General features: G+C 62.0%; 22 protein-coding genes. 8 read left to right on the top strand and 14 right to left on the bottom strand.

Features of this window, described 5'->3' with window-relative positions; genetic code table 11:
- Window positions 1–69: 69 nt before the first annotated feature.
- From LQT98_RS05925 to LQT98_RS05915, 3 genes are read left to right on the top strand one after another with little or no spacing between them, the layout of a single operon-like run.
- Window positions 70–2,922, top strand: a complete 2,853-nt coding sequence (locus LQT98_RS05925) for a YjbH domain-containing protein (protein WP_331282528.1) — start codon at window positions 70–72, stop codon at window positions 2,920–2,922.
- Window positions 2,923–2,950: 28 nt separating this feature from the next.
- A complete protein-coding gene (locus tag LQT98_RS05920) occupies window positions 2,951–4,870 on the top strand; it encodes an SLBB domain-containing protein (RefSeq protein ID WP_231461485.1) in 1,920 nt (639 codons plus the stop codon).
- A 36-nt stretch (window positions 4,871–4,906) separates the two neighbouring features.
- Entirely contained in the window at window positions 4,907–6,088 is a 1,182-nt protein-coding gene (locus LQT98_RS05915; protein WP_231461484.1) for a GumC family protein, read from the top strand.
- Between the two features lie 67 nt (window positions 6,089–6,155).
- Here the strand turns inward: LQT98_RS05915 and LQT98_RS05910 are convergent, their stop codons facing one another.
- Window positions 6,156–7,361 (bottom strand): multidrug effflux MFS transporter, encoded by a 1,206-nt coding sequence (locus LQT98_RS05910; RefSeq protein ID WP_231461483.1) that lies wholly within the window; start codon window positions 7,359–7,361, stop codon window positions 6,156–6,158.
- Between the two features lie 189 nt (window positions 7,362–7,550).
- On the opposite strand from LQT98_RS05910, the gene arsC reads away from it, so the two are divergent.
- The 5 genes from arsC (at window position 7,551) to LQT98_RS05885 (ending at window position 12,769) form a co-directional block, all read left to right on the top strand.
- Window positions 7,551–7,898 carry an arsenate reductase (glutaredoxin) gene (arsC, locus tag LQT98_RS05905; protein WP_048409387.1) on the top strand — a complete coding sequence of 116 codons (348 nt, stop codon included), beginning with the start codon at window positions 7,551–7,553 and terminating at the stop codon, window positions 7,896–7,898.
- A gap of 136 nt (window positions 7,899–8,034) precedes the next feature.
- Window positions 8,035–8,535: a MarR family transcriptional regulator gene (locus LQT98_RS05900; RefSeq protein WP_048409386.1), complete on the top strand. Its 501-nt coding sequence runs from the start codon at window positions 8,035–8,037 to the stop codon at window positions 8,533–8,535.
- A 109-nt stretch (window positions 8,536–8,644) separates the two neighbouring features.
- Window positions 8,645–10,051 carry an efflux transporter outer membrane subunit gene (locus LQT98_RS05895; protein WP_231461482.1) on the top strand — a complete coding sequence of 469 codons (1,407 nt, stop codon included), beginning with the start codon at window positions 8,645–8,647 and terminating at the stop codon, window positions 10,049–10,051.
- Between the two features lie 12 nt (window positions 10,052–10,063).
- Window positions 10,064–11,224: an EmrA/EmrK family multidrug efflux transporter periplasmic adaptor subunit gene (locus LQT98_RS05890; protein ID WP_231461481.1), complete on the top strand. Its 1,161-nt coding sequence runs from the start codon at window positions 10,064–10,066 to the stop codon at window positions 11,222–11,224.
- Window positions 11,225–11,236: 12 nt separating this feature from the next.
- On the top strand, window positions 11,237–12,769 hold the full coding sequence (locus LQT98_RS05885; RefSeq protein ID WP_048409383.1) for a DHA2 family efflux MFS transporter permease subunit: 1,533 nt from the start codon (window positions 11,237–11,239) through the stop codon (window positions 12,767–12,769).
- A gap of 51 nt (window positions 12,770–12,820) precedes the next feature.
- On the opposite strand, the gene LQT98_RS05880 is transcribed toward LQT98_RS05885, so the two are convergent.
- The 13 genes from LQT98_RS05880 to LQT98_RS05820 form a co-directional block, all read right to left on the bottom strand.
- Window positions 12,821–13,099 carry a hypothetical protein gene (locus LQT98_RS05880; RefSeq protein ID WP_231461480.1) on the bottom strand — a complete coding sequence of 93 codons (279 nt, stop codon included), beginning with the start codon at window positions 13,097–13,099 and terminating at the stop codon, window positions 12,821–12,823.
- 122 nt (window positions 13,100–13,221) lie between these two features.
- On the bottom strand, window positions 13,222–13,995 hold the full coding sequence (locus tag LQT98_RS05875; RefSeq protein WP_231461479.1) for an enoyl-CoA hydratase-related protein: 774 nt from the start codon (window positions 13,993–13,995) through the stop codon (window positions 13,222–13,224).
- Window positions 13,995–15,209, bottom strand: a complete 1,215-nt coding sequence (gene pcaF / locus LQT98_RS05870) for a 3-oxoadipyl-CoA thiolase (RefSeq protein ID WP_231461478.1) — start codon at window positions 15,207–15,209, stop codon at window positions 13,995–13,997. Before pcaF ends, LQT98_RS05875 begins: the two co-directional genes overlap by 1 nt.
- Window positions 15,210–15,424: 215 nt before the next feature.
- Window positions 15,425–16,198: an enoyl-CoA hydratase-related protein gene (locus LQT98_RS05865; RefSeq protein ID WP_231461477.1), complete on the bottom strand. Its 774-nt coding sequence runs from the start codon at window positions 16,196–16,198 to the stop codon at window positions 15,425–15,427.
- Window positions 16,167–16,799 (bottom strand): TetR/AcrR family transcriptional regulator, encoded by a 633-nt coding sequence (locus LQT98_RS05860; RefSeq protein ID WP_231461476.1) that lies wholly within the window; start codon window positions 16,797–16,799, stop codon window positions 16,167–16,169. The genes LQT98_RS05865 and LQT98_RS05860 overlap by 32 nt, the downstream gene beginning before the upstream one ends.
- Before the next feature lie 123 nt (window positions 16,800–16,922).
- Complete coding sequence (gene paaE / locus LQT98_RS05855; protein WP_231461475.1) at window positions 16,923–17,990, bottom strand: 1,2-phenylacetyl-CoA epoxidase subunit PaaE; 1,068 nt, start codon at window positions 17,988–17,990, stop codon at window positions 16,923–16,925.
- Between the two features lie 13 nt (window positions 17,991–18,003).
- A complete protein-coding gene (gene paaD, locus LQT98_RS05850) occupies window positions 18,004–18,519 on the bottom strand; it encodes a 1,2-phenylacetyl-CoA epoxidase subunit PaaD (RefSeq protein WP_048409377.1) in 516 nt (171 codons plus the stop codon).
- Entirely contained in the window at window positions 18,519–19,301 is a 783-nt protein-coding gene (gene paaC, locus LQT98_RS05845) for a 1,2-phenylacetyl-CoA epoxidase subunit PaaC (RefSeq protein ID WP_231461474.1), read from the bottom strand. The genes paaD and paaC overlap by 1 nt, the downstream gene beginning before the upstream one ends.
- Before the next feature lie 11 nt (window positions 19,302–19,312).
- Window positions 19,313–19,816, bottom strand: coding sequence for a hypothetical protein (locus LQT98_RS05840; protein WP_231461473.1), 504 nt, complete (start codon window positions 19,814–19,816; stop codon window positions 19,313–19,315).
- 12 nt (window positions 19,817–19,828) lie between these two features.
- Window positions 19,829–20,812, bottom strand: a complete 984-nt coding sequence (gene paaA / locus LQT98_RS05835; RefSeq protein WP_231461472.1) for a 1,2-phenylacetyl-CoA epoxidase subunit PaaA — start codon at window positions 20,810–20,812, stop codon at window positions 19,829–19,831.
- A 123-nt stretch (window positions 20,813–20,935) separates the two neighbouring features.
- Window positions 20,936–22,246, bottom strand: coding sequence for a phenylacetate--CoA ligase PaaK (paaK, locus tag LQT98_RS05830; RefSeq protein WP_231461471.1), 1,311 nt, complete (start codon window positions 22,244–22,246; stop codon window positions 20,936–20,938).
- Window positions 22,247–22,405: 159 nt separating this feature from the next.
- Window positions 22,406–22,846, bottom strand: a complete 441-nt coding sequence (gene paaI, locus LQT98_RS05825; protein ID WP_231461470.1) for a hydroxyphenylacetyl-CoA thioesterase PaaI — start codon at window positions 22,844–22,846, stop codon at window positions 22,406–22,408.
- Window positions 22,839–23,416: 3-hydroxyacyl-CoA dehydrogenase family protein (locus LQT98_RS05820; protein WP_231461469.1), on the bottom strand; the 578-nt coding region annotated here is incomplete at its 5' end. The genes paaI and LQT98_RS05820, both read right to left, overlap by 8 nt.

Here is a 23,416-nt window from a genome sequence, read left to right as displayed (position 1 = left end):
GGCTATGCGGCACCCCGAAAAAGTACGCCCTCATAGCATCATAGAAAAATTTAAATAATTCAAAATATTGTGTCAATTTCTCTTTCTTTGCGCAGCGGGATAATCAAAGGGGTTTTAATTAGTGGGGCATATTATTACGCGCCACACACTTTGGCTCAACCAAGTCTAAATGGTCAGCTTGGCTATATCAATATGCCATCCGCTGATGTTGGCCGCGATGGCTCCCTAAGCTTTGGTTTCAGCGCAGACAAGCCCTATGATACTCTCTGGACCTCGGCAACCATTCTACCTTTCCTACAGATTTCTGGTCGCTACATTTCCATTTCTGGCATTGCTGGATTTAACGACCAGCAATACGGAGGAGGGTATGGCAGCTATAAAGACAAAGCCATAGACGCCAAGTGGCAGATATTTTCTGAAACCTCAAAGTGGCCCGCTGTATCTTATGGACGCACAGACATATTCGGCACTGCCTTGTGGCGAGGCAATTACATTGTTGCCAGCAAACATTTTCTGCCTAATCTAGAGGCTTCAATTGGCTTCGCCTCGGAACGCATCAAAGGCCCTTTTGGCGGGGCCCGCTGGACTCCCCAGAGTTACCCTAACTGGTCATTAGTCGCAGAATACGACGCCAACAATTACCCTAAAGATTTTCGTGCCGCAGACACCTTTGCGCATCAGAGAAAAAAAGGCCCTGCTGCAGGCATAGAATACCGATGGGGTTGGCTAGGACTACAGCTAGCCAAACAGAATACTCACACTAGCCTAAACGCATCCATTGAAATCCCCCTCAATGAACGCGAGTTTGTGCCAAAAATCTCCGAGCCGGCCTACTTCTCAGGCAGCCCGGAAGTACCGCTCCGCCCCACTCTAAAACAGTGGCAAAGTGACACCAGCTATGGGCACCATTTGGTGTCGGCTCTCAGCCGCCAGGATTTCAAGAATATCCGCATTAGCGTTCAAGGCGACGAGTTGCTGCTAGAGCTCACCAATAGCCGTATTTCCAATGTAGGCCGCGCCGTTGGCCGCGCAGTACGTACCGCCCTTTATTTTGCACCGATAGAAACACGCAGTATCCGCGTCGTATATACCAAGCTGGAACAGCCTATCGTCACTTATAGTTTTTTCAACTTGACGGTACTGAACAACTACTTGCTGGGCAAAGTCGATCGGCAAACTTTTCTGGATAGCGTCTCGGTCAAGCCGGGCAGAGATGCTGAACTGGCAGAACGCTCGACCGAGCAACTGGCCTCTACCATTCGAGATGGCGTAAGCCTGGAGATCATGGCGGGCAAGGACGGCGACATTGTCCAAGTCAATGCGGAAGACAATGAAGCTAACCGCTTCCGCCTTGTGCCCAAAACTGGCGTCTATTTTAATGATCCAAGCGGGGCTTTCCGCTATGAAATCGCCGCAGCGGCAACCTACACCAAAAGACTTGGCAGCGGCCTGTACCTAAATAGCGCTTTGAGCACCAATCTGTACAATACCGTGTCTGGCGTTAAGCAGCCGTCGAATAGCATCTTGCCCCATGTCCGCTCCGATGTCGCCGACTACAAAAAAACCAATACCCCCAAGCTTGATCGCCTGTTGCTCAACCAATACCTAACATTCGGCCCCAATACCTATGCGCGGGCTTCCGTAGGTATTTATGAGGAAATGTTCCGTGGTGCAGGCGGCCAAGTCTTGTATTTCCCGGAGACTCGGCACTGGGCAGTGGACCTGTCAGTCGATGCGTTGCAACAGCGGGATGTTAAAGGCTGGTTCGGCAAGCGCGACTATCAAACCGTTACGGCTCTCGCCGCCTTGCATTACCGCTTGCCGATGAATGTGACCGCCACCGTCCGTGCCGGGCGTTTTCTGGCCAAAGACATGGGCGCACGTCTAGAGGTGAAACGCCGCTTCCACTCCGGCATCGAGATCGGCGCCTGGTATACCAGTACCAATGGCAACGACATTACCTCACCCGGTACACCTAGCTCCCCCTATAAGGATAAGGGGCTGTTTATATCCATTCCTCTGAACAGCATGCTGACACTGGACACTCAGGCGGTTGGCAATTTTGCTATCTCGCCATGGACCCGGGACGTCGGTCAAATGGTCATGTCGCCTGGCGACCTTTACGACATTCTCAGCGATCCGCGTCGAGATGTGGAAATGTATGATGGCCTCGGCAATTTTGCTGAGCGCGCTGATGAGCAGAACCTGCCAGCGGTCAATCCGCCATTACCAACCTTCCAGCCCTGGCCTGCCATACGTTTGCGTCTTGAGGATAGCCATCAGCAGTTTTCCCGTTTCGACGATAAAACCACTGCTTTGACGACTGCGGCCGGATTGACCCTAGCGGCGATGGTGCTAGACAAGCCGATGAATGATGCCATCGGCAAACGTCAAAACCTGCGCTTGCTGCGTAGCTGGAAACATATCGGCGATGCCGCTCCCCTCGCCGCGATCGGCCTGGCAGGCAGCGCTTTCGCCTTCGGTGATGAGCGATTGAGCAATACCGGCCTGATATCCCTCGAGTCCGCTGCACTAGCAAGTGCCGGTAGCATTGCACTCAAAGGTTTGGTCAATCGAGCTCGGCCCGACAGCAGCGATAGTCCATGGCGGAAGCAGGCCGCCGATGCCGCCCGCTTCCAAAGCAGCTTCACTTCCAATCATGCGGCTGCGTTATTTGGAGCGGTTACTCCGTTCGCCAAAGAGTATGACCAGCCTTGGCTCTATGGCTTGGCAGCAATCGGCGCACTGGGCAGGGTTGCCGGCAAGGAACATTGGCTGTCGGATGTCACCGCGGGCAGCCTGCTCGGCTATGCTTCCGGCGCCTGGCTATGGCAGGCGCAGCGAGATGAGTCCCGATATCGCACCTCGCTGATGCTTGGGCCTAATCAAGCCGGGATCCAAATTTCGAAATCATTAAACTGAATCACTATTGAATATGGTCTTATAAGCAATGAAAATCTTACAAAATATTTCAAGCGACATTTCCATCCGCGTGCTTGCGGGCATCTTCGCCCTCGGTGCTGCCTCGGCCCACGCAGCCCCAAATGGTAAATCCGCCGCCACAGGATTTTCGGAAACGATGATGCAGGGCTATGACAGCGACTCTTCATTCGGCATGCCCAATATAGCCAACCAGCAAGCTATTCCGAATCAGACACCACGTTTTGGCCAAGCATACCAAATGCGGCCTCCCAAGCTCCGCAAACAAGGCGAGCAGGAACTTAGTCCATTTATTGAGTTTGTGCGAGTAGCAACCGGCAAGACTCTGCCCATCTTTGGCAGTGATCTATTCACCAATCCGCCATCGACTTTTGCACCAACCGATGCGGCTCAGGTCAATCCTGATTATGTCATAGGGGTGGGAGATCAAATCCAGGTCAAGGGCTGGGGCATGGTCGATATTGACCTGACCTTGACCGTCGAACGCAATGGCACCGTCTACCTGCCTCGTGTCGGCTCGGTGGCAGTTGCCGGTGTCAAGTTCAAGGATTTGCAAGATACGCTGAAGAAAAGCGTCTCGCGCGTGTTCAATAATTTCGAACTCAGTGCCAGCCTGCTGCAAACACGCGCAGTGCAAGTCTATGTGGTCGGCAATGTCCAAGCGCCTGGCAGCTACACCTTGAGTGGAATGAGTACGCTACTGAATGCACTGTTTGCCTCCGGCGGTCCAAACGATAATGGCTCGATGCGCAATATCCAGCTGATGCGCGATGGCAAGTCGGTTGGCACGCTTGACCTATACAAAATTCTGGTCGATGGCGACAAGTCCTCCGACCTAACTCTCCGTGATGGCGATGTTATCCACATCACCCCAGCCAATAAGCGAGTCGCTCTGCTAGGCGACGTCAAACATCCCGCTATTTACGAGTTCTCTGCAGGAGAAAGCAGTGCGGACTTGTTGCGTTGGGCTGGCGGCCTGGAGTCTGCTGCGGAGAGCAAGGCGTGGCGGTTGGAGAAAAATACTGACAATCAATTCGCGCTGCAATGGCAAGCCAGCCCAGACAATAGCAACATCAATGCCCCGGCGCTGAAACAGCTCAAGCTGGCTGCTGGCGATATTTTCCGGGTATTTGCTCCTGGCGCCTTGCCCGTCGATGTCCGCCAAGAAACCGAATTTGTCCGGGTTACCGGTGAAGCCAAACAAACCGGTACTTTCCAGCTACAGAAAGGCGAGACGCTGCGTGAACTGGTCATGCGCCTAGGCGGAACAACAGAATATGGCTATATCTATGCCACCGCCTTGCAGCGCGAAAGCATACGCAAGGAGCAACAAACCAAGTTAGATGAAGTTGCTTCTCGTTTCGAGAAGGAACTGGAACAGACCGCCGCGGCCAGGCTCTCCAAGCAAACCGACAAAGACAATGTCGCCGCCATTACCGCTGAAGTCGAACGCCAACGCAAGCTGGCCGAAAAAATGCGCGCGATCAAGGCGGAAGGCCGTGTCGTGTTAGAGCTTAGCGGAGCTGACGCCTTGGTCAAAGACCTGCCAGACCTGCCTCTGCAGAATGGCGACACCATCACCATTCCACGCCGCCCCGGCACCGTCAACGTCTTAGGCGCCGTCTATCAAAGCAATGCCTTCATCTATCGCCCGCAACGCGCGGTCAAGGACTACCTTGATCTCGCAGGTGGCATTACCCAGACTGGCGATAAGTCTGCAACCTATGTGCTGCGGGCGGATGGCACCGTAGCCAGCAACAATAACGCCGGTTGGTTCTCCAGCTTGGGCGGCAAACGCATCAATCCAGGCGACACCATCGTCGTGCCTGACGAAGTCGTCGTCAGCAGTTGGACCCAGTCCTTAAAAGAATGGACGTCAATTCTTTACCAGTTCGGCCTGGGAGCTGCCGGCCTTAAAGTCCTGAAATAAGCGATCGCGCCCTAACATCTGGAATTGATTATGTCCATGAATGAGAACACCACACTAGCAAGCGACACCTCGGAAGAGATTAATCTTCTGGATATCATTCGGATATTCGTGCAACAGAAATACTGGATCCTTGGCAGCACCGCTTTCCTAGGAGCGGCCGCATTACTGGTAAGCCTCTTACTGCCGCCCACGTTTACCTCGACCGCAAAAATCCTGCCGCCGCAACAGCAGAGCGCAGGCATGAGTGCGCTGCTGGGGCAGCTAGGTGGTTTGGCCGGCATTGCCGGCGGTGCCTCTAGTTTAAAAAACCCAAACGACCTTTATATCGGTATGTTGCAAAGCAGGACCATAGCGGATAGCTTGATTCAGCAGTTCAAGCTGAAGCAGCGTTACCAAACGGAATCCATGGAGGCCACCCGGAAGGAACTGCAAAATGCCAGCGTAATCAGTAGCGGCAAGGATGGCATGATCAGCATCAGCGTGAATGATGCCGAGCCCCAATTTGCCGCCAAGCTAGCCAATGCCTACATCGAGCAGCTGATAAAACTGAATCAGGGCCTGGCCGTGACCGACGCGGCCAAACGGCGCCTCTTCTTTGAAAACCAGCTCAAGCAAACCAAGGTACAGCTTGCCGAAGCGGAAACCGCGCTGCGCAAAACCCAGGAACGCACCGGCATGATCCAGCCGGAAGGGCAGGTGTCCGCCATCATGAACACGGTAACCCAAGTCAAAGCCAGTATCGCGGCTAAAGAAGTTCAGCTGGAAGCGATGCGTAGTTACGCCACCGAGCAGAACCCATTGTACCAGCGCACTAGCCAAGAACTTGCCGGCTTAAAAGCACAACTGGCCAAATTGGAAACCGGCAAAGAAAGCGCTGGTGATGTGATGGTGCCAACTGGCAAAGTGCCGCAGTCCGGGCTGGAATATCTGCGCCGCCTGCGCGATGTCAAATATCAGGAGACCATCTTCGAACTACTCTCTAAGCAATACGAGCTGGCGCGTATAGAGGAAGCCAAGGACTCTTCCCAGATCCAGGTACTGGACAAAGCGGAAGTTCCTGAGTTGAAGAGCAAGCCCAAACGAGCACAGATCACCATGCTGGGTCTCTTTGGCGGACTGGCGATAGGTATTCTGTTGGCTTTCCTGCGCGACCGTATAAGCTCGGCCAAACAATCCGGACGCTTACGCGAGTTTGCGCTGGCTCTCAAACAAGGCTGAGCCTCTTCAAACAAAAACACCACAGCTAAACTGTGGTGTTTTTTAATGATATTGAAGCCTCACGGCATCATCTGGACGCCATGGTTACCCGCCGCCTATACCCCATCCGGAACACGAAGCCCAGCACCAGCATGACCATCATGCAGGCCGCCAGGCTCAGCGGGCTACCCCAGACCAGCGGCGCGATCAGGCCGGCCACCACGCTGGACATCATGGTCTGGAAGAAGCCTTGCAGCGACGAGGCGGTGCCGCGCAAGGACGGAAACTGGTCCATCAGGTTCAGGGTGATGGACGGCGCGGCGATCGACATGCCAGTGGTGTACAACGCCAGCGGCAGCACCGCCCACGGCATCGCCGCGGTCGGAGCTAGCAGGTTGTACAACAGGTTCCAGCCGGCGGCGATGAACATCACCACATAGCCGCGCGACACGATGTCCTTCTGCTCCACGCGTCCCGCCATCTTGCCGGACAGATAGGCGCCGAACATGATGCCGGATACCGCCGGGCCGAACATCCACAAGAACTGCCCCGGCCCCAGGTGCAAGTGCTGCATCAGGAATACCGGCGCCGATGGTATGTAAAGGAAAAAGCCGGCGAAATTGAAAGACACCGCCGCGGTCAGCAGTTGAAACTCGCGTTTGCGCCCCACCTGCCAGTAGTTGGCCAGCAGGTATTTGATCTTCAAGGGCTGGCGCGCCGATTCATGATGGGTTTCCGGCAAGGCGAACCAGCTCATCAGGAACAGCGCCAGGCCGATCAACGCCATGAACACGAAGATGGAATGCCAGCCAAAGGCGCCGAACAGCCAGCCGCCCACCACCGGCGCGATCGCCGGTGACAGGGAAAACAACATCGTCACTTGCGACATCAGCCGCTGAGCGTCGGCGCCGTCCAGCTTGTCGCGGATGATGGCCCGCCCCACCACCAGGCCGGCACCGCCGCAGAAGCCTTGCAGCGCGCGGAACAGTAACAGCTGACCCAGGCTGTCCGCCAACGCGCAGCCTATTGACGCCAGACTGAACAACAAGGTGGTGACCAGCACCACCGGACGGCGGCCCACCGCGTCCGAGATGGAGCCATGCCACAGCATCATCACCGCGTAAGACAATAGATATACCGTCAGCGCCTGCTGCATCTGCAGCGGCGTGACCGCCAGGCTCTGCCCGATCGCGCTCATCGCCGGCAAGAAGGTGTCGATCGAAAACGGCCCTAGCGTGGACAGGGCCGCCAATAGGATTGCCAGCCCGAAGTGGCTGCGTGTGGAGGCGTGCATGGCGAATAAATAACAATGAGAGTCAATGCATGGTAACGGTTGGGCCGGAACTTGCCAAACAAGACTGATTCAAATTAAACGCCATCGGTGCATATTGTGCTAGCCATAAGCCGCCACGCACGCTGGCGCCAATCGCGATTTCGTGCCACGATCAATTCGCTCCGCGCAAAGCCATAACAAGGAGATACCATGATCCGCCTCTACCATAATCCGCGCTGCTCCAAATCCAGGGAGGCGCTCAGCCTGCTGGAAAACGCCGGCGCGGAAGTCGAAGTCGTCGAATACCTGAAACACCCGCCCAGCTATGAAGAGTTGGAGCGCCTGCTGGCGCTGCTGAACATGGAACCGCGCGACCTGATGCGCCAGAAAGAGGAGGAGTACGCCGAACTCTATCTGGACGACATCACACTGGAACCCAGACACCTGATTACCGCGATGGTGGACAATCCCAAGCTGATTGAGCGCCCCATCGCCGTCCGCGGCGAGCGCGCCGTGGTGGGACGGCCGCCGGAACGCGTGCTGCAGTTGCTGGACTAGCCGGCATTCCCACCCGCGCCCAGCCCCTCCGGCTGGGCATATTTATTTCCGCCACATCGGCTTTCAACGCAACCGTCCCATCTCCTTCTAAATTATCACTTGCGGAATAGTAACCTAAGTTACTAAAATGGCGTTCATGAATCCAACCAAGTCTTTTCAAACGCTAGAGCAGGCGGTCAATCGGATCGAAGCGCGTTTTCCAGGAGTGCCGCGCCAGGAGGTGATTCTGGCGCGCTTGCTGTACCACATCCTGCCGCGCCTGTCCGCTCACCTGTGCGACAAGCTCAAGCAGCACGGCCTCAACGAAACGGTATGGATGGCCCTGCTGGCGCTGTACGCCTGTCCGCAGCAGGCGCTCTACCCGTCTGAAATCAGCGATACGCTGGATTCATCACGCACCAACGCCACGCGCATTGCCGACGAACTCGTCAAAAACGGCTGGGCCGCGCGTTCGCCCAGCGCGGAAGATCGGCGCAAGATTCTGCTGGAGCTGACGCCGGGCGGCGTTCAACTCGTGGAATCACTGCTCCCCATCTCCCGAGAATGCCACCGCGAGCTGTGGGCCGATTTCGACGCCGCGGAAAAACAAGAGTTCGAACGCCTATTGCGCAAGCTGCTCTGCAGCCTGGGCGGTTAAGGCCGCATACGCGGTTTTTTTCGTCCTAATAATAACTTAAGTGACTATCACATCATCAATCACTTCATCAATTGCTAATAAAGCAAGTGAACACGGGGAGACCCTCAAGGTGAAAAAGACTCAATGGCAGCACGGCGTCAGCGCCCTGCTGCTCAGCGCCCTATTGGGCGGCTGCGCGAGCTTCGGCCCCGACAGCGTCCCGGCCAGTCAGCTCAATGCCGAGCAACTGCGCCTGGCCAACAAGCAGGGCGGACAGCTCGCCAGCGACTGGTGGACCCAGTTGAATGACGCCGCTTTGAACCAGTTGGTGGCCAGCGCCTTACAAGACGCGCCGTCGCTGAAGCTGGCCGAGGCCAGGCTGCGCCAGGCGCGCGCCGCCGTCGGTATTGTCGAAGGCAATAGCGGCCCCAAACTCGACTTCAGCGCCAATATGACCCAGCTGAATTACGAGTTCCCGGCGCCGATCTCGCGCGACTACGTCAACGCCTATACCGCGATGCTGATGGGCAGTTGGGAGTTCGACTTCTGGGGCAAGCACCGTGGCCAGATCGACGAGGCCGTCGGCCAGCAGACCGCGATCGCCTTCGAGGGCGCGCAAACCCGGTTGACGCTGACCCAGGCCGTCATCGCCCAATACACCCAATTGCAGCGGCTGCAGGCGCAAAGCGCGGTGCTGGCCAAGCGCATCCAGCTGGCGGAAAGCCGCCAGACGCTGACCCAGGCCCGCATCAACGCCGGCTTGCTGCCGGGCGACAATCAGCGCGGCAATGAAGTCTCGCTGCACCGCCTGCGTCAGCAGCAAAGCGCGCTGGCGCAAGACAGCGACCGCGCCCGCCACGCGCTGGCGGCGCTGACCGGCCAAGGCCCGGACGCCTTGCGCGATCTGCAACCGGGCAAGGCGCTGACGGTGCCTGCCATGGATGCCGACGGCCTGAACGCCGATCTGTTGGGCAAGCGCCCGGACATCGCCGCCCAGCGCGCGCGAGTGGAAGCCATGGCCGGCGCGGTCAAGGCCGCGCGCGCCGAGTTCTATCCCAATATCAAGCTGACCGCCTTCGCCGGCCAGACTTCGCTGGAATTCAACAAGCTGATGAACGGTGATTCCTCGTTCTGGGGCTTCATGCCAGCGATCAGCCTGCCGATTTTCCACTCCGGCGCGATCCAGGCCAATCTGGGCAAGCAACGGGCCAGCTATGACATGGCTGTGCTCAGCTACAACCAGACCGTGCTGGACACGCTGCGCGACGCCGCCGACGCCGTCAGCGGCTGGCAGCAAAGCGGCAAGCAACTGGAACAGGTGCGTCAAGCACAGGACAGCAGCCTGCGCGCGGCGGACTCCGCCGGCGCCCGCTTCAAGGCCGGCATCATCAACAAGCTGAACCTGCTGGACGCTCAGGACAGCGCGCTGGCGCAACAATCCGCGCGCATCGACGCCGAAGCCGGCCGCAAACTGGCCTGGACCTCGCTGAACACCGCACTGGGTGGCGGCTTCACCGCTGCCCCCGCCACCCACTAGGACACCATCGTCATGGATAAGAAAACCAAAACCGCGCAAGGCCGCAAGCGCAATCTGATTGTCGCCACCACCTTGTTCGCCGCCATCGCCATCGCTTACGGCGCTTACTGGGCGCTGGTGCTCAGCCACGAGGAAAGCACCGACGACGCCTATGTCAGCGGCCACCTGGTGCAAGTCACCCCGGAAGTGGGCGGCACCGTCGCCAAAGTGCTGGTGGACGACACCCAGCACGTCAAGGCCGGCCAACTGCTGGTCAGCCTGGACAAGAACGACGCGCAGCTGAACTTCGACCGCGCCCGCAATGAGTTCGCTCAAGCCGTGCGTCAAACGCGCCAATTGATGAGCAATACCCAGCAACTGGCGGCCCAGGTCACCCTGCGCGAAACCGAGCTGGCCCGCGCCGATGCCGACCTGAAGCGCCGCAAGCAGCTAGCCGGCACCGATGCGCTGTCGGCGGAAGAGCTGGGCCACGCCAATGACGCCGTCGCCGCAGCCAAGGCCGCGCTGGAGGCCGCGCGCGAACAGCAGAAAGCCAGCGCCGCGCTGCTGGGCAAGGACGCGCTGGCGCAGCAGCCGGCGGTCAAATCCGCCGCCAGCCGGCTGAAGGAAGCCTGGCTCGCGTTGCAGCGCACCGAGATCAAGGCGCCGCTGGACGGCGCCGTCGCCCGCCGCAATGTACAGGTTGGCCAGCGCCTGGCCGCCGGCACCCCGCTGATGTCGGTGATTCCGCTGCAGAACCTGTGGGTGGACGCCAACTTCAAGGAAGGCCAACTGGCCAAGATCCGCATCGGCCAGCCGGTGGAACTGAAGTCCGACCTCTACGGCGGCAAGATCGTCTACCACGGCAAAGTGGTCGGCCTGTCCGCCGGCACCGGCAGCGCTTTCTCGCTGCTGCCGGCGCAGAACGCCACCGGCAACTGGATCAAGGTGGTGCAACGCGTGCCGGTGCGCATCCAGCTGGACCCGAAAGACCTGCAATCGCATCCGCTGCGTGTCGGCCTGTCCATGGACGTGGTGGTGGACACCTCCAGCAAGGATGGCAAGGCGGTGGCGGAAGCCCAGCCCTTCGTCGCCCATCAGGATGTCTCCGGCCAGTTGCCGGACCTGAAACAGGCCGATGAACTGGTGCGGACGCTGCTGGCGGCCAACGCGGGTGAAGGCAAGGCCGAATAAGGAGGCCGGACCATGAATCATCCACCATTGACCGGCTCCAAGCTGGTCTGGATCACGCTGGCGCTGTCGATGTCGGTGTTCATGCAAGTGCTGGACACCACCATCGCCAACGTGGCCTTGCCCACCATCTCGGGCAACCTCGGCGCCGCCACCAGCCAGGGCACCTGGGTGATCACCTCCTTCGGGGTGGCCAACGCCATCGCGGTGCCGCTGACCGGCTGGCTGGCCAAGCGCCTGGGCGAGGTGAAGCTGTTCACCGCCTCCACCCTGCTGTTCGTGCTCACCTCCTGGCTGTGCGGCATGTCCAACAGCCTGGAAATGCTGATTTTCTTCCGCGTGCTGCAAGGCGCGGTGGCCGGCCCGATGATTCCGCTGTCGCAAAGCCTGCTGTTGTCCTGCTACCCGCCGGAGAAGAAAGGCATGGCGCTGGCGCTATGGGCGATGACGGTGATCGTCGCGCCGGTGTTCGGCCCGATTCTGGGCGGCGTGATCAGCGACAACTGGCACTGGGGCTGGATTTTCTTCATCAACGTGCCGGTGGGACTGGCGGCGGCCTTCATTTCCTGGCGCATCCTCAAGCCGCGCGAAACCGACACCGTGGACCTGCCCATCGACCGCATCGGCCTCGCCTTGCTGGTGATCGGCGTCGGCGCGCTGCAAATGGTGCTGGACCGCGGCAAGGAACTGGATTGGTTCAACTCCACCGAGGTGGTCACCCTGGCGGTGATCGCGGTGCTGGCGCTGGTCTATCTGGTGATCTGGGAGCTGGGCGAGAAACATCCCATCGTCGACCTGAGCCTGTTCAAGCAGCGCAACTTCACCGTCGGCACCGTCGCCATCAGCCTGGGCTTCATGCTCTACTTCGGCACCGTGGTACTGCTGCCCCTGATGCTGCAGACCCAGATGGGCTATACCGCCACCTGGGCCGGCCTGGCCGCGGCCCCCATCGGGCTGATCCCGGTGGTGCTGTCACCCATCATCGGCAAGTACGCGCAGCGGCTGGACATGCGTTGGGTGGTGACGGTGAGCTTCAGCGTGTACGCGATCTGCTTCTTCTGGCGCAGCACCTTCAACCCGCAGATGGACTTCGCCTACGTGGTGTGGCCGCAGGTGGTGCAAGGCATAGGCGTGGCCTGCTTCTTCATGCCGCTGACCACCATTACCCTGTCCGGCCTGCATCCCAGCCAGATCGCCAGCGCGTCCAGCCTGTCCAACTTCCTGCGGATTCTGGCCGGCAGCATAGGCACCTCGATCACCACCACGATGTGGGACCGTCGCGAGGCGATGCACCACGCGCGCCTGACCGAGCATGTCAGCCTCTACGATCAGGCGTCCAACGCCTGGTTCCGGCTGCTGGACATGGCCGGCCTGTCCTCGGGACAGCAGGCGGCGCTGACCTCGCTGCAAATCACCAAGCAGGGCTACATCATGGCGGCCAATGAGATTTTCTGGCTGTCCGGCGTGTTGTTCGTGCTGCTGATCGGCCTGGTGTGGTTCGCCAAGCCCCCGTTCACCGCTGCTGGCGGCGATAGCGGCGCGCATTGAACACAATAGCCTGAATAGAACGGGCAACGCTTTACTGCGTTGCCCGTTTAACTATTCAACAAATACACTTCCCTGCAAATCCTGTGGCGTAATGTGATAAACACCTTGTGCGGGGAATTGGCGTGGCCGCTCTTTGTCGACCACTGCATATAGGACTTCTCGGTTACTCTGTTTTTGTAGAATTACCCGACACTCATCATCCGTTCTTCCAGTAAAAACTGGGCTCACTCTACGTAAAGTTTTTAACTCAACCTTAGCCTGTGGTTTTGTACCCAATAGCAATAAAACATATTCTCCATCAAGGCGAACAACAAGGTTATCAACCTCCATACCACCCTCCATCACGGTAATAAAGCCCCCTGATTGTAGTAGACCAGCATCTAAAACATGCTATGAAGATATCCATACCCCCTGAATTGAAATCAACTCTCCAGAGTCATAACAAGAACTTCCTATTCCCCTAGGAACACCGCGGCTCTCTTTTCGAGAAATGCCCGCATGCCCTCCTTCTGATCCCGCGACGCGAACAAGAGCTGGTATGCCTTGCGCTCCAGCATCAGCGCCGTCGCCAACGGCGCGTCGGCGCCGGCCAGCACCACCTCCTTGATCTGCGCCACCGCCAGCGGCGGCAAGGCCGCGATCTGCATCGCCAGTTCCAGCGCCCGCGTCTCCAGAGCCTCGTCCGCCGCCACCTCGCTGACCAGGCCCATCGCCAGCGCCTCCGCCGCGCCGATGCGCTCGCCGGTCAGCAGCAGCTTCAGCGCGCGGAACTTTCCCACCGCGCGCAGCAAGCGCTGGGTGCCGCCAGCGCCCGGCATCACACCCACTTTGACTTCCGGCTGCCCAAACTGCGCCGATTCCGCGGCGACGATGATGTCGGCGTGCATCGCCAATTCGCAGCCGCCACCCAGCGCATAGCCCGTCACCGCCGCGATCACCGGCTGGGGGCAATCGGCTATCGCCTGCCACAGCTTATGCACTTGGCGTTGCATCAGTTCGATGCTGCCACAATCGGCCAGCTCCGCCAGGTCGGCTCCGGCGGCGAACGCGCGCCCAGCGCCGCACAGCACCACCACCCGTATGTCGCGCTGTTCCGCCACCGCGTGGAAATGGCGCGCCAATTGCCGTCGCATCTCCAGGTTCAGGGCATTCAATGCCTGCGGACGATTCAAACGCAGCCGCGCCACACCGGGGGCCGGGTATTCCAACAACACCAGCTCGTCCATCAGCCCTCTCCCTCCACCCGTTCCAATATCAGCGCCACCCCCTGGCCGACGCCGACGCACATCGCGCACAAGGCCAGCCTATCGCCGCTGGCCTCCAATTGACGCAAGGCGGTCAACACCAGCCGCGCGCCGGAAGCGCCGAGCGGATGGCCGAGCGCGATGGCGCCGCCGTTGGGATTGACCCTGGCGTCATCGTCGGCCAGGCCCAATTGCCGCAATACCGCCAGCGATTGCGAGGCGAAGGCCTCGTTCAACTCGATCACATCCAGTTCCGCCACGCTCAGGCCCAAGCGCCGCAGCAGCTTTTCCGCCGCCGGCGCCGGCCCCATGCCCATGATGCGCGGCTCCAGCCCCACCGAGCACTGACCCAGAATCTGCGCCCTGGGGCGCAGGCCGTGGCGCTTGATGCCAGCGCCGCTGGCCAACAGCAAGGCCGCCGCGCCGTCGTTGACGCCGGAGGCGTTGCCGGCGGTGACCGAGCCGTCCGCCACCACGCCCTTGAGCCGCGCCAGCTCCGCCAGCGTGGTGGTCGGCCGCGGGTGTTCGTCCTGGGCCACCCGTAGAGGCTCGCCCTTGCGCTGCGGCAGCTCCAGCGCCAGGATTTCCGCGTCGAAGAAACCGCGCTCGCGCGCCGCGGCGTAACGCTGCTGGCTGCGCAGCGCGAACGCGTCCTGATCGGCGCGGGAGATATTGAACTGGCGCGCGACGTTTTCCGCGGTTTCCGGCATCGAGTCGATGCCGAACTGGCGCTGGAAGGCCGGGTTGACGAAGCGCCAGCCTATGGTGCTGTCTTCCAGCCGCGCATTGCGCGCGAACGGGCCGTCCGCCTTGCCCAGCACAAAGGGCGCGCGCGACATGCTCTCCACGCCGCCGGCCAGCGCCAGGTCGGCCTCGCCTGCGGCGATCGCGCGCGCGGCGATGCCCACCGCGTCCAGGCCGGACGCGCACAAGCGGTTGACGGTGAGCGCCGGCACCGATTGCGGCAGACCGGCCAGCAAGGCCGCCATCCGCGCCACATTGCGGTTGTCCTCGCCAGCCTGATTGGCGCAGCCCAGAATCACTTCGTCCAGGCAAGACCAGTCCAGCAGCGGATGACGCCGCATCAGATCGGCGAGCGGCAAGGCCGCCAGATCGTCGGCGCGCACGCCGGAAAGCGCTCCGCCGTAGCGACCGAATGGGGTGCGGATGCCATCGCAGATATAGGCATGGGACATGGTGTGACTCCTTATTGAATAAATTAAGAAGTGATTCAGCGCCTGCCGCGTTTCATCAGGCGTCACACGCCAGAGGCGTTCCGCATGCTCGGCCATCGCGGCTTTCCCAGCCATGACGCCTTGCCTCGCGCGTGCTCGCTAAGCATTGGGCAGGTTCTTAAACAACGACGAGCGAAGCATCCGGGCCTCAAACCTTCACCTCGCTCCTGGCGCGCCTAGCGGTGCTGGAAGCGAGGCGGCCGCTTGTCGAGAAAGGCCTGCATTCCTTCCCGCCGATCATCCAGCGCGAAACTGGCGTGGAAGGCGCGCCGCTCGAACAGCAGGCCCTCGGTCAGGCTGGATTCGAAAGCGCGGTTCAAGGACTCCTTTATCAGCAGCAGCGCCGGCAGTGAATAGCCGGCCATCCGCGCGGCCAGCGTCTGCGCCGTCGCCAGCACTTCGGCGTCGGCCACCACCCGCGACACCAGGCCGGCCTGCTCCGCCTCACGGGCGCTGTACAGCTCGCCGCTCAGACACCACTCCATCGCCTTGGCCTTGCCGATCGCGCGCGGCAGCCGCTGGGTGCCGCCCATGCCGGGCAAGGTGCCCAGCTTGATTTCCGGTTGGCCGAAGCGGGCGGACTCGCCGGCGATGATCACATCGCACATCATCGCCAGCTCGCAACCGCCGCCTATCGCCAGGCCGCGCACCGCCGCGATCAATGGCTTGCGCACGCTACGCGCGCGCTCCCAGTGCCGGCTCACATAGTCGTCGAGAAAGACCTGCTGATAGTCCCATTCGGCCATGCGGCCGATGTCGGCGCCGGCGGCGAAGGCCTGCTCGGTGCCGGACAGCAGAATGACGCTGATGGCGGGGTCGCCGTCCGCCGCGTCCAGCGCGGCCTCCAGCTCCCGCATCAGTTCGGCGCTCAGCGCGTTGTGCCGCGCCGGCCGGTGAATTTCCAGATGGCAGATCCGCTCAGCGCGGTACTCCCTCAGATACTTGCTCATAGTCAGTTCCCTCTCCACATCCATACACGCCGTGAAGAAACAACTGGCTGACAATGCGCGCCATGCCCGCCCTATCTATCGCGCCATCGGCGCGGAACCAGGTAAACGTCCAGTTCATCATGCCGAACAAGGTCATCGTCACCGGCTTGACCTGCGCCGCCGGCAGCTCCGGCCGCAGGCGGGCGATCAGTTCGGCGAACGCCGCCACCACCCCGGCCTGCTTGGCCTTCACCTGCTTCCGCTCCGTCTCGCCCAGGAATTTGACATCCTGTACCAACACCATGTGGTAATGGCGCGAGGACGCGTACTCTTCCATGAAACGCTCGATCAGCAGCCGCAAATGCGCGTCCGCCGGCAGGCCTTGCCGCGCCGCCGCGTCGACGATGCCGACCAGCTTATCCACATAGGTGTCGGCGATATCGAACAGCAGATGCGATTTGTCGCGATAGTAGTGATACAACAGCGGCTTGGACATGCCGCACAACTCAGCCAGCTGGGCTATCGAAGCACTGGGAAAACTCTGCTCGGCAAACAGCCTGGCCGCGTTTTCCAATATGTTTTGCTGCTGCGCCTCGTAATTGGGAGATTTTGTTCTGGCCATATCCGCATATCAGATTGAGTGAAAAGGCCAGACGCGGCAGCAACGAACCTCCCCGATGACTACGAACCACCGGGCAAAACCGGGGTTAACCGGGTTTTGCCGGCGGCTCTAGGCAAGCAACCGTCAACGCTCATCAAAACTGAGCACCACTTGCTGGGTTCGTGGCCGCGCCTGACAGGCGAGCACGAAGCCTTGTTCCACCTCGGCGGGTTCCAGGGCGAAATTCTTGTCCATGGACACCGCGCCGGACAGCACCTTGGCTCGGCAGGTGCAGCATACCCCACCTTGGCAAGAGTAAGGTAGGTCGACCCCGGCCGCGACCGCGGCCGCGAGTATGCGCTCACCGGCACGCAGCGCCAGCTGCCGCTGCTGGCCGTCGATGATCACCGTGACGCTGGCCGCCGGGTTCTCCTCCTCCCGCGCCGGCGGCGGCGCCGCGCCGCGCACGGGTTCGCCGAAGCGCTCGCAATGGATACGGGACGCGGCCAGGCCGGCGCTCTCCAGACAGGCGCAGGCCTGATCTATCATATCGTTGGGCCCGCAGACGAAGGCTTCATCGACCAGGCCTCGCGGCAGCAGCGCCGCCAACGCCCGCTGCAGCCGCGTCCGGTCCAGCCGGCCATGAAACAGCTCGGGCTGTTGCGCCTCGCGGCTCAGGAAATGATGCACCGCCAGCCGCGCCGGATAGCTGGACTTCAGCGCCGCCAGTTCCTCGGCGAACAGAATGTCCTGCCGCCGCCGATTGCCGTAAAACAAAGTAAAGCGGCTGCGCGGTTCGCGCCGCAACGTGGTCTTGATCAGGGACAACAAGGGCGTGATGCCGCTGCCGGCGGCGATGCCCAGATAATGCTTGCGCTGCGCCTCCGCCAGCGGCGTGAAAAAACGCCCCGTCGGCGGCATCGCCTCCACCCAGCGCCCCGGCTGCCAGCATTGGTGGACATGGCTGGAAAACACGCCGCCGTCCACTTTCTTCACCGCCACCCGCAGCCCATCCTCGTCGGCGTCGCCGCACAGCGAATAGGAGCGGCGCACCTCGGCGCCGTCGATATGCTCCCGAAACACCAGGTGCTGGCCCTGGGTAAAGTGGAATTGCGACTGCAGTTCGGCTGGCGGCTCCAGAGTCAGCACCACGGCGTCGGCGGTTTCCCTGCGCACATCGACAATGCGCAGGCGATGAAAAGCGAGTCTCATCCGGCCTCCTTGTTCAGATCGGTTTGAAATACTCGAACGGCTCCAGACACGCTTCGCAGCGATACAGCGCCTTGCAGGCGGTGGCCCCGAACTGGCTCAGCCGCCGGCTGCGGCGGCTGCCGCACCGTGGACACGCCGGCGATGCCGGCTGAAAGCGCAGGGGCTGCCAGTCCTTGCCGCCGACCTCCGCCGCACCACCCGGTTCCGGCGGCGCGATGCCGTAGCGACGTAACTTGTCGCGGCCGGCGGCACTGATCCAGTCCGTGGTCCAGGGCGGGCTAAGCTGCGTGCGCAAAACCACCCGCGTTTCTCCGGCCCGGCCCAGCGCCTGGCGCACCGAGGCTGCGATCGCCTCGGTGGCCGGGCAGCCGGAATAAGTCGGCGTCAGCGTCACCTCCAGATCGCCGTCCACCCTGCGCACCCGGCGCACGATGCCCAGTTCGCACAGCGACACCACCGGCACTTCCGGATCCGGCACCCGCTCCAGCGCCCGCCAGGCCTGCGCCACCGTCAGCTCGCGCCTGGCCATCACCAGTTTCCGCCGGGATAGGCGCGCTGCAGAAACTGCATTTCCGCCAGCACATGACCAAGGAATTCGCTATGCTCGCCGCGCTTGCCACCGGAGCGGTACGCGCTGGCCTCGGGCCGCTGCAGCGTGGCTTGCGCCAGCACCGGCAGGATCAGCGCCTCCCACGCCGCCCGCAGCTGCCGCGCTGGCGGCGCGATGCCGTCAAGACGCCGCTCCAGCGCGTCGTCGTCGAACATCTCGGCCAGATATGGCCACCAATGCGCCAACGCCTGCTGCATGCGCCGACGCGATTCGTCGGTGCCGTCCCCCAGCCGCACCACCCATTCCGCCGCGTAACGCAGGTGGTAGCGGCTTTCCGCCAGCGCCTTGTCGGCGATCGCCGCCAGCCGCGCGTCACCGCCGCTGCGCAGCGCCTGCCACAGCGCCACTTGATAGCCGCTGAACAAGGCGATGCGCAGCACGGTCTGGCCGAAGTCGCCGTTAGGCAGCTCCGCCAGGGTCAGGTTGCGGTATTCGGGCACATCGCGCAGAAAAGCCAGCGCGTCCTCGTCGCGGCCGCGCCCCTCCCATTCGCCGGCCAGGCCCAGCAACAGCCGCGCCTGGCCTATCAGGTCCAGCGCGATATTGCTCAGCGCGATATCGTCCTCCAGTTCCGGCGCGTGGCCGCACCATTCACCCAGACGTTGGCCCAGCAGCAATGCGCTGTCGCCCAGCCGCAATGCGTACTCGATCAAATCCTGGCTCACCTCCGCCGTTGCCGGCGTCTCCGCTTGCACGCGCATGCGCGTTCTCCTCACATATGGTTCACGGCTTCCGGCAGTTGGAAGAAAGTCGGCAAGCGATAAGGCTTGCTGGCCATCGGCTCGATAAACAGCCGGCGCTGCTCCGGCTCGCTGCAGCTCAACGCAGTGCTGGGCAGCGCCCAGACCGCGCCGGGCGGGAAGGCGCCGAAAGCGCTCTCGGCCTGCGCCAAGGCCTGCGGCGCCGACTCGGCCAGCAGGCTGGCGACGTGCAGGTGGTCCAGTCCCGGCTTGAATTGGATGAACAGCTCGAACTGCTGCGGTTCCGCCGCTTCCCGGACCACGACCGCCGGCATGCCGTTTTCCTGCAAGCTGTTGCTGAGCGCCACCCACAGGCTCACGCCTTCCTGGCGGCGGAAATAGACGTCGCGGGCCAGCAGCAGCGCATGCCGCGCATCGCTGGCGTGCAAGCTGCTGGAATGCTTGTATTGCAAGGCGTGCCGGCCGAGGACGAAGACCTCGAAGCGGGGCCAGCCGGCGCTGGAACGATCAGACATGCGAGCTCCTGGTCAGGCGGCGGCGCGCGCCGCCTGCTTATCGGCGTGGGCGCGGGCGGCGGCGCGCACCCAGCCGCCCTCTTCATGCGCGCGCTGACGCGCGGCCATGCGTTCGCGGTTGCAGGGACCGTCGCCGGCCAGCACTCGCTTGAACTCCTCCCAGTCCGGCTCGCCGAAATCGTAATGCCCGCGCTCCGCGTTCCAGGCCAGCGCCGGGTCCGGCAGGCTGACGCCCAACACTTCGGCCTGCTGCACAATGGCGTCGACGAACTTCTGCCGCAGATCGTCATTGGAAATGCGCTTGATGCCCCATTGCATGCTGCTGGCGCTATGCACCGAATCCCGGTCCGGCGGGCCGAACATCATCAGCACCGGCCACCACCAGCGATTCACCGAACGCTGCACCATGGCACGCTGCGCCTGGCTGCCGTCCATCATCGCCAGCAGCAGGTCGTAACCCTGGCGCTGGTGAAAGCTTTCTTCCTTGCAGATGCGCACCATCGCGCGGGCATACGGACCATAGGAGCAGCGGCACAGCGGGATCTGGTTCATGATCGCGGCGCCGTCCACCAGCCAGCCTATGGTGCCGATATCGGCCCAGCACAGCGTCGGATAGTTGAAGATGCTGGAATACTTGGCCTGGCCGGACAGCAACGCCGCCACCATCTCGTCGCGCGAAGCGCCCAGCGTTTCCGCCGCCGCGTACAGATAAAGGCCGTGGCCGCCCTCGTCCTGCACCTTGGCCAGCAGGATGGCCTTGCGCTTGAGCGTGGGCGCGCGCGTGATCCAGTTGCCCTCCGGCAGCATGCCGACGATTTCGGAATGCGCGTGCTGCGAAATCTGCCGCAGCAAGGTCTTGCGGTAAGTCTCCGGCATCCAGTCGCGCGCCTCGATCTTTTCATCCGCTTCCAGCTTGGCGTCGAACGCCTGCTGTCGCGGCGATGACGCCGCCGCCGGCGCGCTGATGTCCGGCTGATCCAATGCTTGGGTATACATCGCCCATCCTCCTTGATGAACGCCGCCAGGCCTCGCCGCCCGGCATGCGGTGACAACTCCCAATTAATTTACCGATCGTTCGATAAAATAACAAGCGAAAATGCGAACCATGCGGCGAAGTTGTCAGCGCGGGCGCTTGTCCACCACCCGCCGCGCCTTGCCCACCGAACGCTCTATCGCCATCGGCTCCACCACCTGCACTGTGGTCGTCACGCCGACATGGCTCTTGATCCCGTGCTGCAACTGTCGCGCCGCCAGCTGTTTGGCATCGTCTCGCGCCGGCCCGCTGGGTTCGCGCTCGACATAGACCACCAGCTGATCCAGATGGCCATCCTTGCTCACCTCCAGATAGAAGTGCGGCGCCAAGCCTGGCTGCTGCAGGATCAACTCTTCGATCTGGGTGGGAAACACATTGACGCCACGGATGATCAACATATCGTCGGAACGGCCGACGATCTTGCCGATGCGCCGCATCGAGCGGCTGCTGGGCGGCAGCAGCCGGGTCAGGTCGCGAGTGCGGTAGCGGATCACCGGCATCGCTTCCTTGGTCAGCGAGGTCAGCACCAATTCGCCCTCCTCGCCATCCGGCAGCACTTCGCCGCTGTGCGGATCGATGATTTCCGGGTAGAAGAAATCCTCCCAGATCACCGGGCCGTCCTTGCTTTCCACGCACTCGCTGGCCACGCCCGGCCCCATCACCTCGGACAGGCCGTAGATGTCCACCGCGTCGATGCCGGCGCGGCGCTCGATCTCCTGCCGCATCAGTCCGGTCCACGGCTCGGCGCCGAAGATGCCGACCTGCAGCGAGGAAAGCGCGGCGTCCATGCCCCGCCGTTCCATTTCATCGAGAATATTCAGCATATAGGACGGCGTGACCATGATGATGTCAGGGCGGAAATCCTGGATCAGCTGCACCTGGCGCTCGGTCTGGCCGCCGGACATCGGCACCACGGTGCAGCCCAGGCGTTCGGCGCCGTAATGCGCGCCCAGGCCGCCGGTGAACAGCCCATAGCCGTAAGCGATGTGCACCATGCTGCCGCGACGGCCGCCAGCGGCGCGGATGGAACGCGCCACCACCGTGGCCCAGGCATCGATATCGCCGCGGGTATAGCCCACCACCGTGGGCTGGCCGGTGGTGCCGCTGCTGGCGTGAATCCGCGCCACCTGCTCGCGCGGCACCGCGAACAGACCGAACGGGTAGTTGTCGCGCAAATCCGCCTTGCTGGTGAAGGGAAAGCGGGACAAATCCTCCAGCCGCCGCAACTGCTCGGGATGGACCTCGCGCTGTTCGCACTTGGCGCGGAAGTGGCCGACATTGTCGTAGGTATGCTGCAAAGACCAGCGCAAGCGCCGCAGTTGCAAGGCGGACAACTCATCGCGGCTGGCGGTTTCCATCGCGTCCAGTTCGCTGGACGACGGGCGGGGGGCGGGCATGGTGCTTCTCCTGTGTGATAGGGGGCTGGCTCTGCGGCCATTTCCTGTTTAGAGCGGCTGACAACGCTCCTGATACGGCGTTGCGCCGACCTGCCTTGGCCGCAAAACCGGCTCTTGCTAGCCACTCTTGCCGGCTGATCCAATAAAACCTCCTCTTGCTTAATCATCCGAGGCGGCGCACGCGCCAATCCGGTGTGAGCGGCCACGCAGCAAGGCCAGGATTTCGTCGCGCTGATTGCTCAGCCTCACCTCGTAAAGGCCTTGCCGCCCGCCTTGATGCAGGCATTCGGCCGTAGCGGTCACGCAGTCGCCTCCGCGGGCCGGCCGCAGATAATCCATGCTGATGGCGGCGCCGACGGCCTGCGGCCCCCAGGAATTGCAGGCGATGGCGAAGGCGGTGTCCGCCAGCGCGCACAGCAGCCCGCCGTGACACAGCAGAAAGCCGTTCAGCATATCGTCGCGCACCCGCATGCGCAGCCGCGCGCGGCCGGGCCCCACGTCCAACAGCTCCATGCCCAGGCTGGCCGATGCGCGGTCGCGGCTCAGCAGCGCCAACGCGCTTTGCTCGGCCTGGCGGCAGGCAAGCTCGTACTCAGTCATGGAAGCACCCTCCGGACAAGGCCCGCCGCCGCAGCAAGGGCGACACCCGGTAGCGTTCGTCGCCGTAATGCGCGCACAGGGCATCCAGCGTCTGCGCGACGAAATCGTTGCCGAGACGATCAGCCCAGGCCAGCGGCCCGCAGGGATAAGCAGTGCCCAAACGCATGGCCAGGTCCACGCTGTCCGCCGTGGCCACGCCCTGCCCCACCGCGTCGGCCGCCTCGTTCGCCAGCATCGCCACGGTGCGCAGCACCGCCATGCCGGCGGCGTCATCCATCCGCGACACCAGCAGGCCGGCCGCCTGCAACACGCCCTCCGCCCGCGCAGCCACTTCCGGCGCGGCCTGGTCCGCCACCGCCAGAGCCAACCGCCACACGCTGGCGTAATCCAAAGCCAGATCGAATACCGCCCAGCCGGCGTGGCCGCTGTCGGCCGCGCGGCGAGTCGCGCTGCGGCCATCCGACAGCGCCAGCCGCAAACTCTCCCATTCCAGCCAGCCTTGCGCCGGCCCCGGATCGCGCTCCACGCGCACGCCGCCGGCCTGCAGCCGCGCCAGCAGCGGTTCGGCCA

The sequence above is a fragment of the Chromobacterium aquaticum genome (assembly GCF_021129195.1).
Taxonomy (GTDB): domain Bacteria; phylum Pseudomonadota; class Gammaproteobacteria; order Burkholderiales; family Chromobacteriaceae; genus Chromobacterium; species Chromobacterium aquaticum.
This window is presented reverse-complemented; position numbering and strand designations above follow the sequence as displayed.

What these genes read in the sequence shown, in the direction of transcription:
- LQT98_RS05910 (WP_231461483.1), bottom strand. Translation starts at nt 7,361, where the DNA reads ATGCACGCCTCCACACGCAGCCACTTCGGGCTGGCAATCCTATTGGCG.
- LQT98_RS05880 (WP_231461480.1), bottom strand. Translation starts at nt 13,099, where the DNA reads ATGGAGGTTGATAACCTTGTTGTTCGCCTTGATGGAGAATATGTTTTA.
- paaD (WP_048409377.1), bottom strand. Translation starts at nt 18,519, where the DNA reads ATGGCCAGGCGCGAGCTGACGGTGGCGCAGGCCTGGCGGGCGCTGGAG.
- LQT98_RS05890 (WP_231461481.1), top strand. Translation starts at nt 10,064, where the DNA reads ATGGATAAGAAAACCAAAACCGCGCAAGGCCGCAAGCGCAATCTGATT.
- arsC (WP_048409387.1), top strand. Translation starts at nt 7,551, where the DNA reads ATGATCCGCCTCTACCATAATCCGCGCTGCTCCAAATCCAGGGAGGCG.
- LQT98_RS05915 (WP_231461484.1), top strand. Translation starts at nt 4,907, where the DNA reads ATGAATGAGAACACCACACTAGCAAGCGACACCTCGGAAGAGATTAAT.
- paaK (WP_231461471.1), bottom strand. Translation starts at nt 22,246, where the DNA reads ATGCCCGCCCCCCGCCCGTCGTCCAGCGAACTGGACGCGATGGAAACC.
- pcaF (WP_231461478.1), bottom strand. Translation starts at nt 15,209, where the DNA reads ATGTCCCATGCCTATATCTGCGATGGCATCCGCACCCCATTCGGTCGC.
- paaC (WP_231461474.1), bottom strand. Translation starts at nt 19,301, where the DNA reads ATGCGCGTGCAAGCGGAGACGCCGGCAACGGCGGAGGTGAGCCAGGAT.
- paaE (WP_231461475.1), bottom strand. Translation starts at nt 17,990, where the DNA reads ATGAGACTCGCTTTTCATCGCCTGCGCATTGTCGATGTGCGCAGGGAA.
- paaI (WP_231461470.1), bottom strand. Translation starts at nt 22,846, where the DNA reads ATGACTGAGTACGAGCTTGCCTGCCGCCAGGCCGAGCAAAGCGCGTTG.
- LQT98_RS05920 (WP_231461485.1), top strand. Translation starts at nt 2,951, where the DNA reads ATGAAAATCTTACAAAATATTTCAAGCGACATTTCCATCCGCGTGCTT.
- LQT98_RS05900 (WP_048409386.1), top strand. Translation starts at nt 8,035, where the DNA reads ATGAATCCAACCAAGTCTTTTCAAACGCTAGAGCAGGCGGTCAATCGG.
- LQT98_RS05860 (WP_231461476.1), bottom strand. Translation starts at nt 16,799, where the DNA reads ATGGCCAGAACAAAATCTCCCAATTACGAGGCGCAGCAGCAAAACATA.
- LQT98_RS05885 (WP_048409383.1), top strand. Translation starts at nt 11,237, where the DNA reads ATGAATCATCCACCATTGACCGGCTCCAAGCTGGTCTGGATCACGCTG.
- paaA (WP_231461472.1), bottom strand. Translation starts at nt 20,812, where the DNA reads ATGTATACCCAAGCATTGGATCAGCCGGACATCAGCGCGCCGGCGGCG.
- LQT98_RS05840 (WP_231461473.1), bottom strand. Translation starts at nt 19,816, where the DNA reads ATGTCTGATCGTTCCAGCGCCGGCTGGCCCCGCTTCGAGGTCTTCGTC.
- LQT98_RS05875 (WP_231461479.1), bottom strand. Translation starts at nt 13,995, where the DNA reads ATGGACGAGCTGGTGTTGTTGGAATACCCGGCCCCCGGTGTGGCGCGG.
- LQT98_RS05865 (WP_231461477.1), bottom strand. Translation starts at nt 16,198, where the DNA reads ATGAGCAAGTATCTGAGGGAGTACCGCGCTGAGCGGATCTGCCATCTG.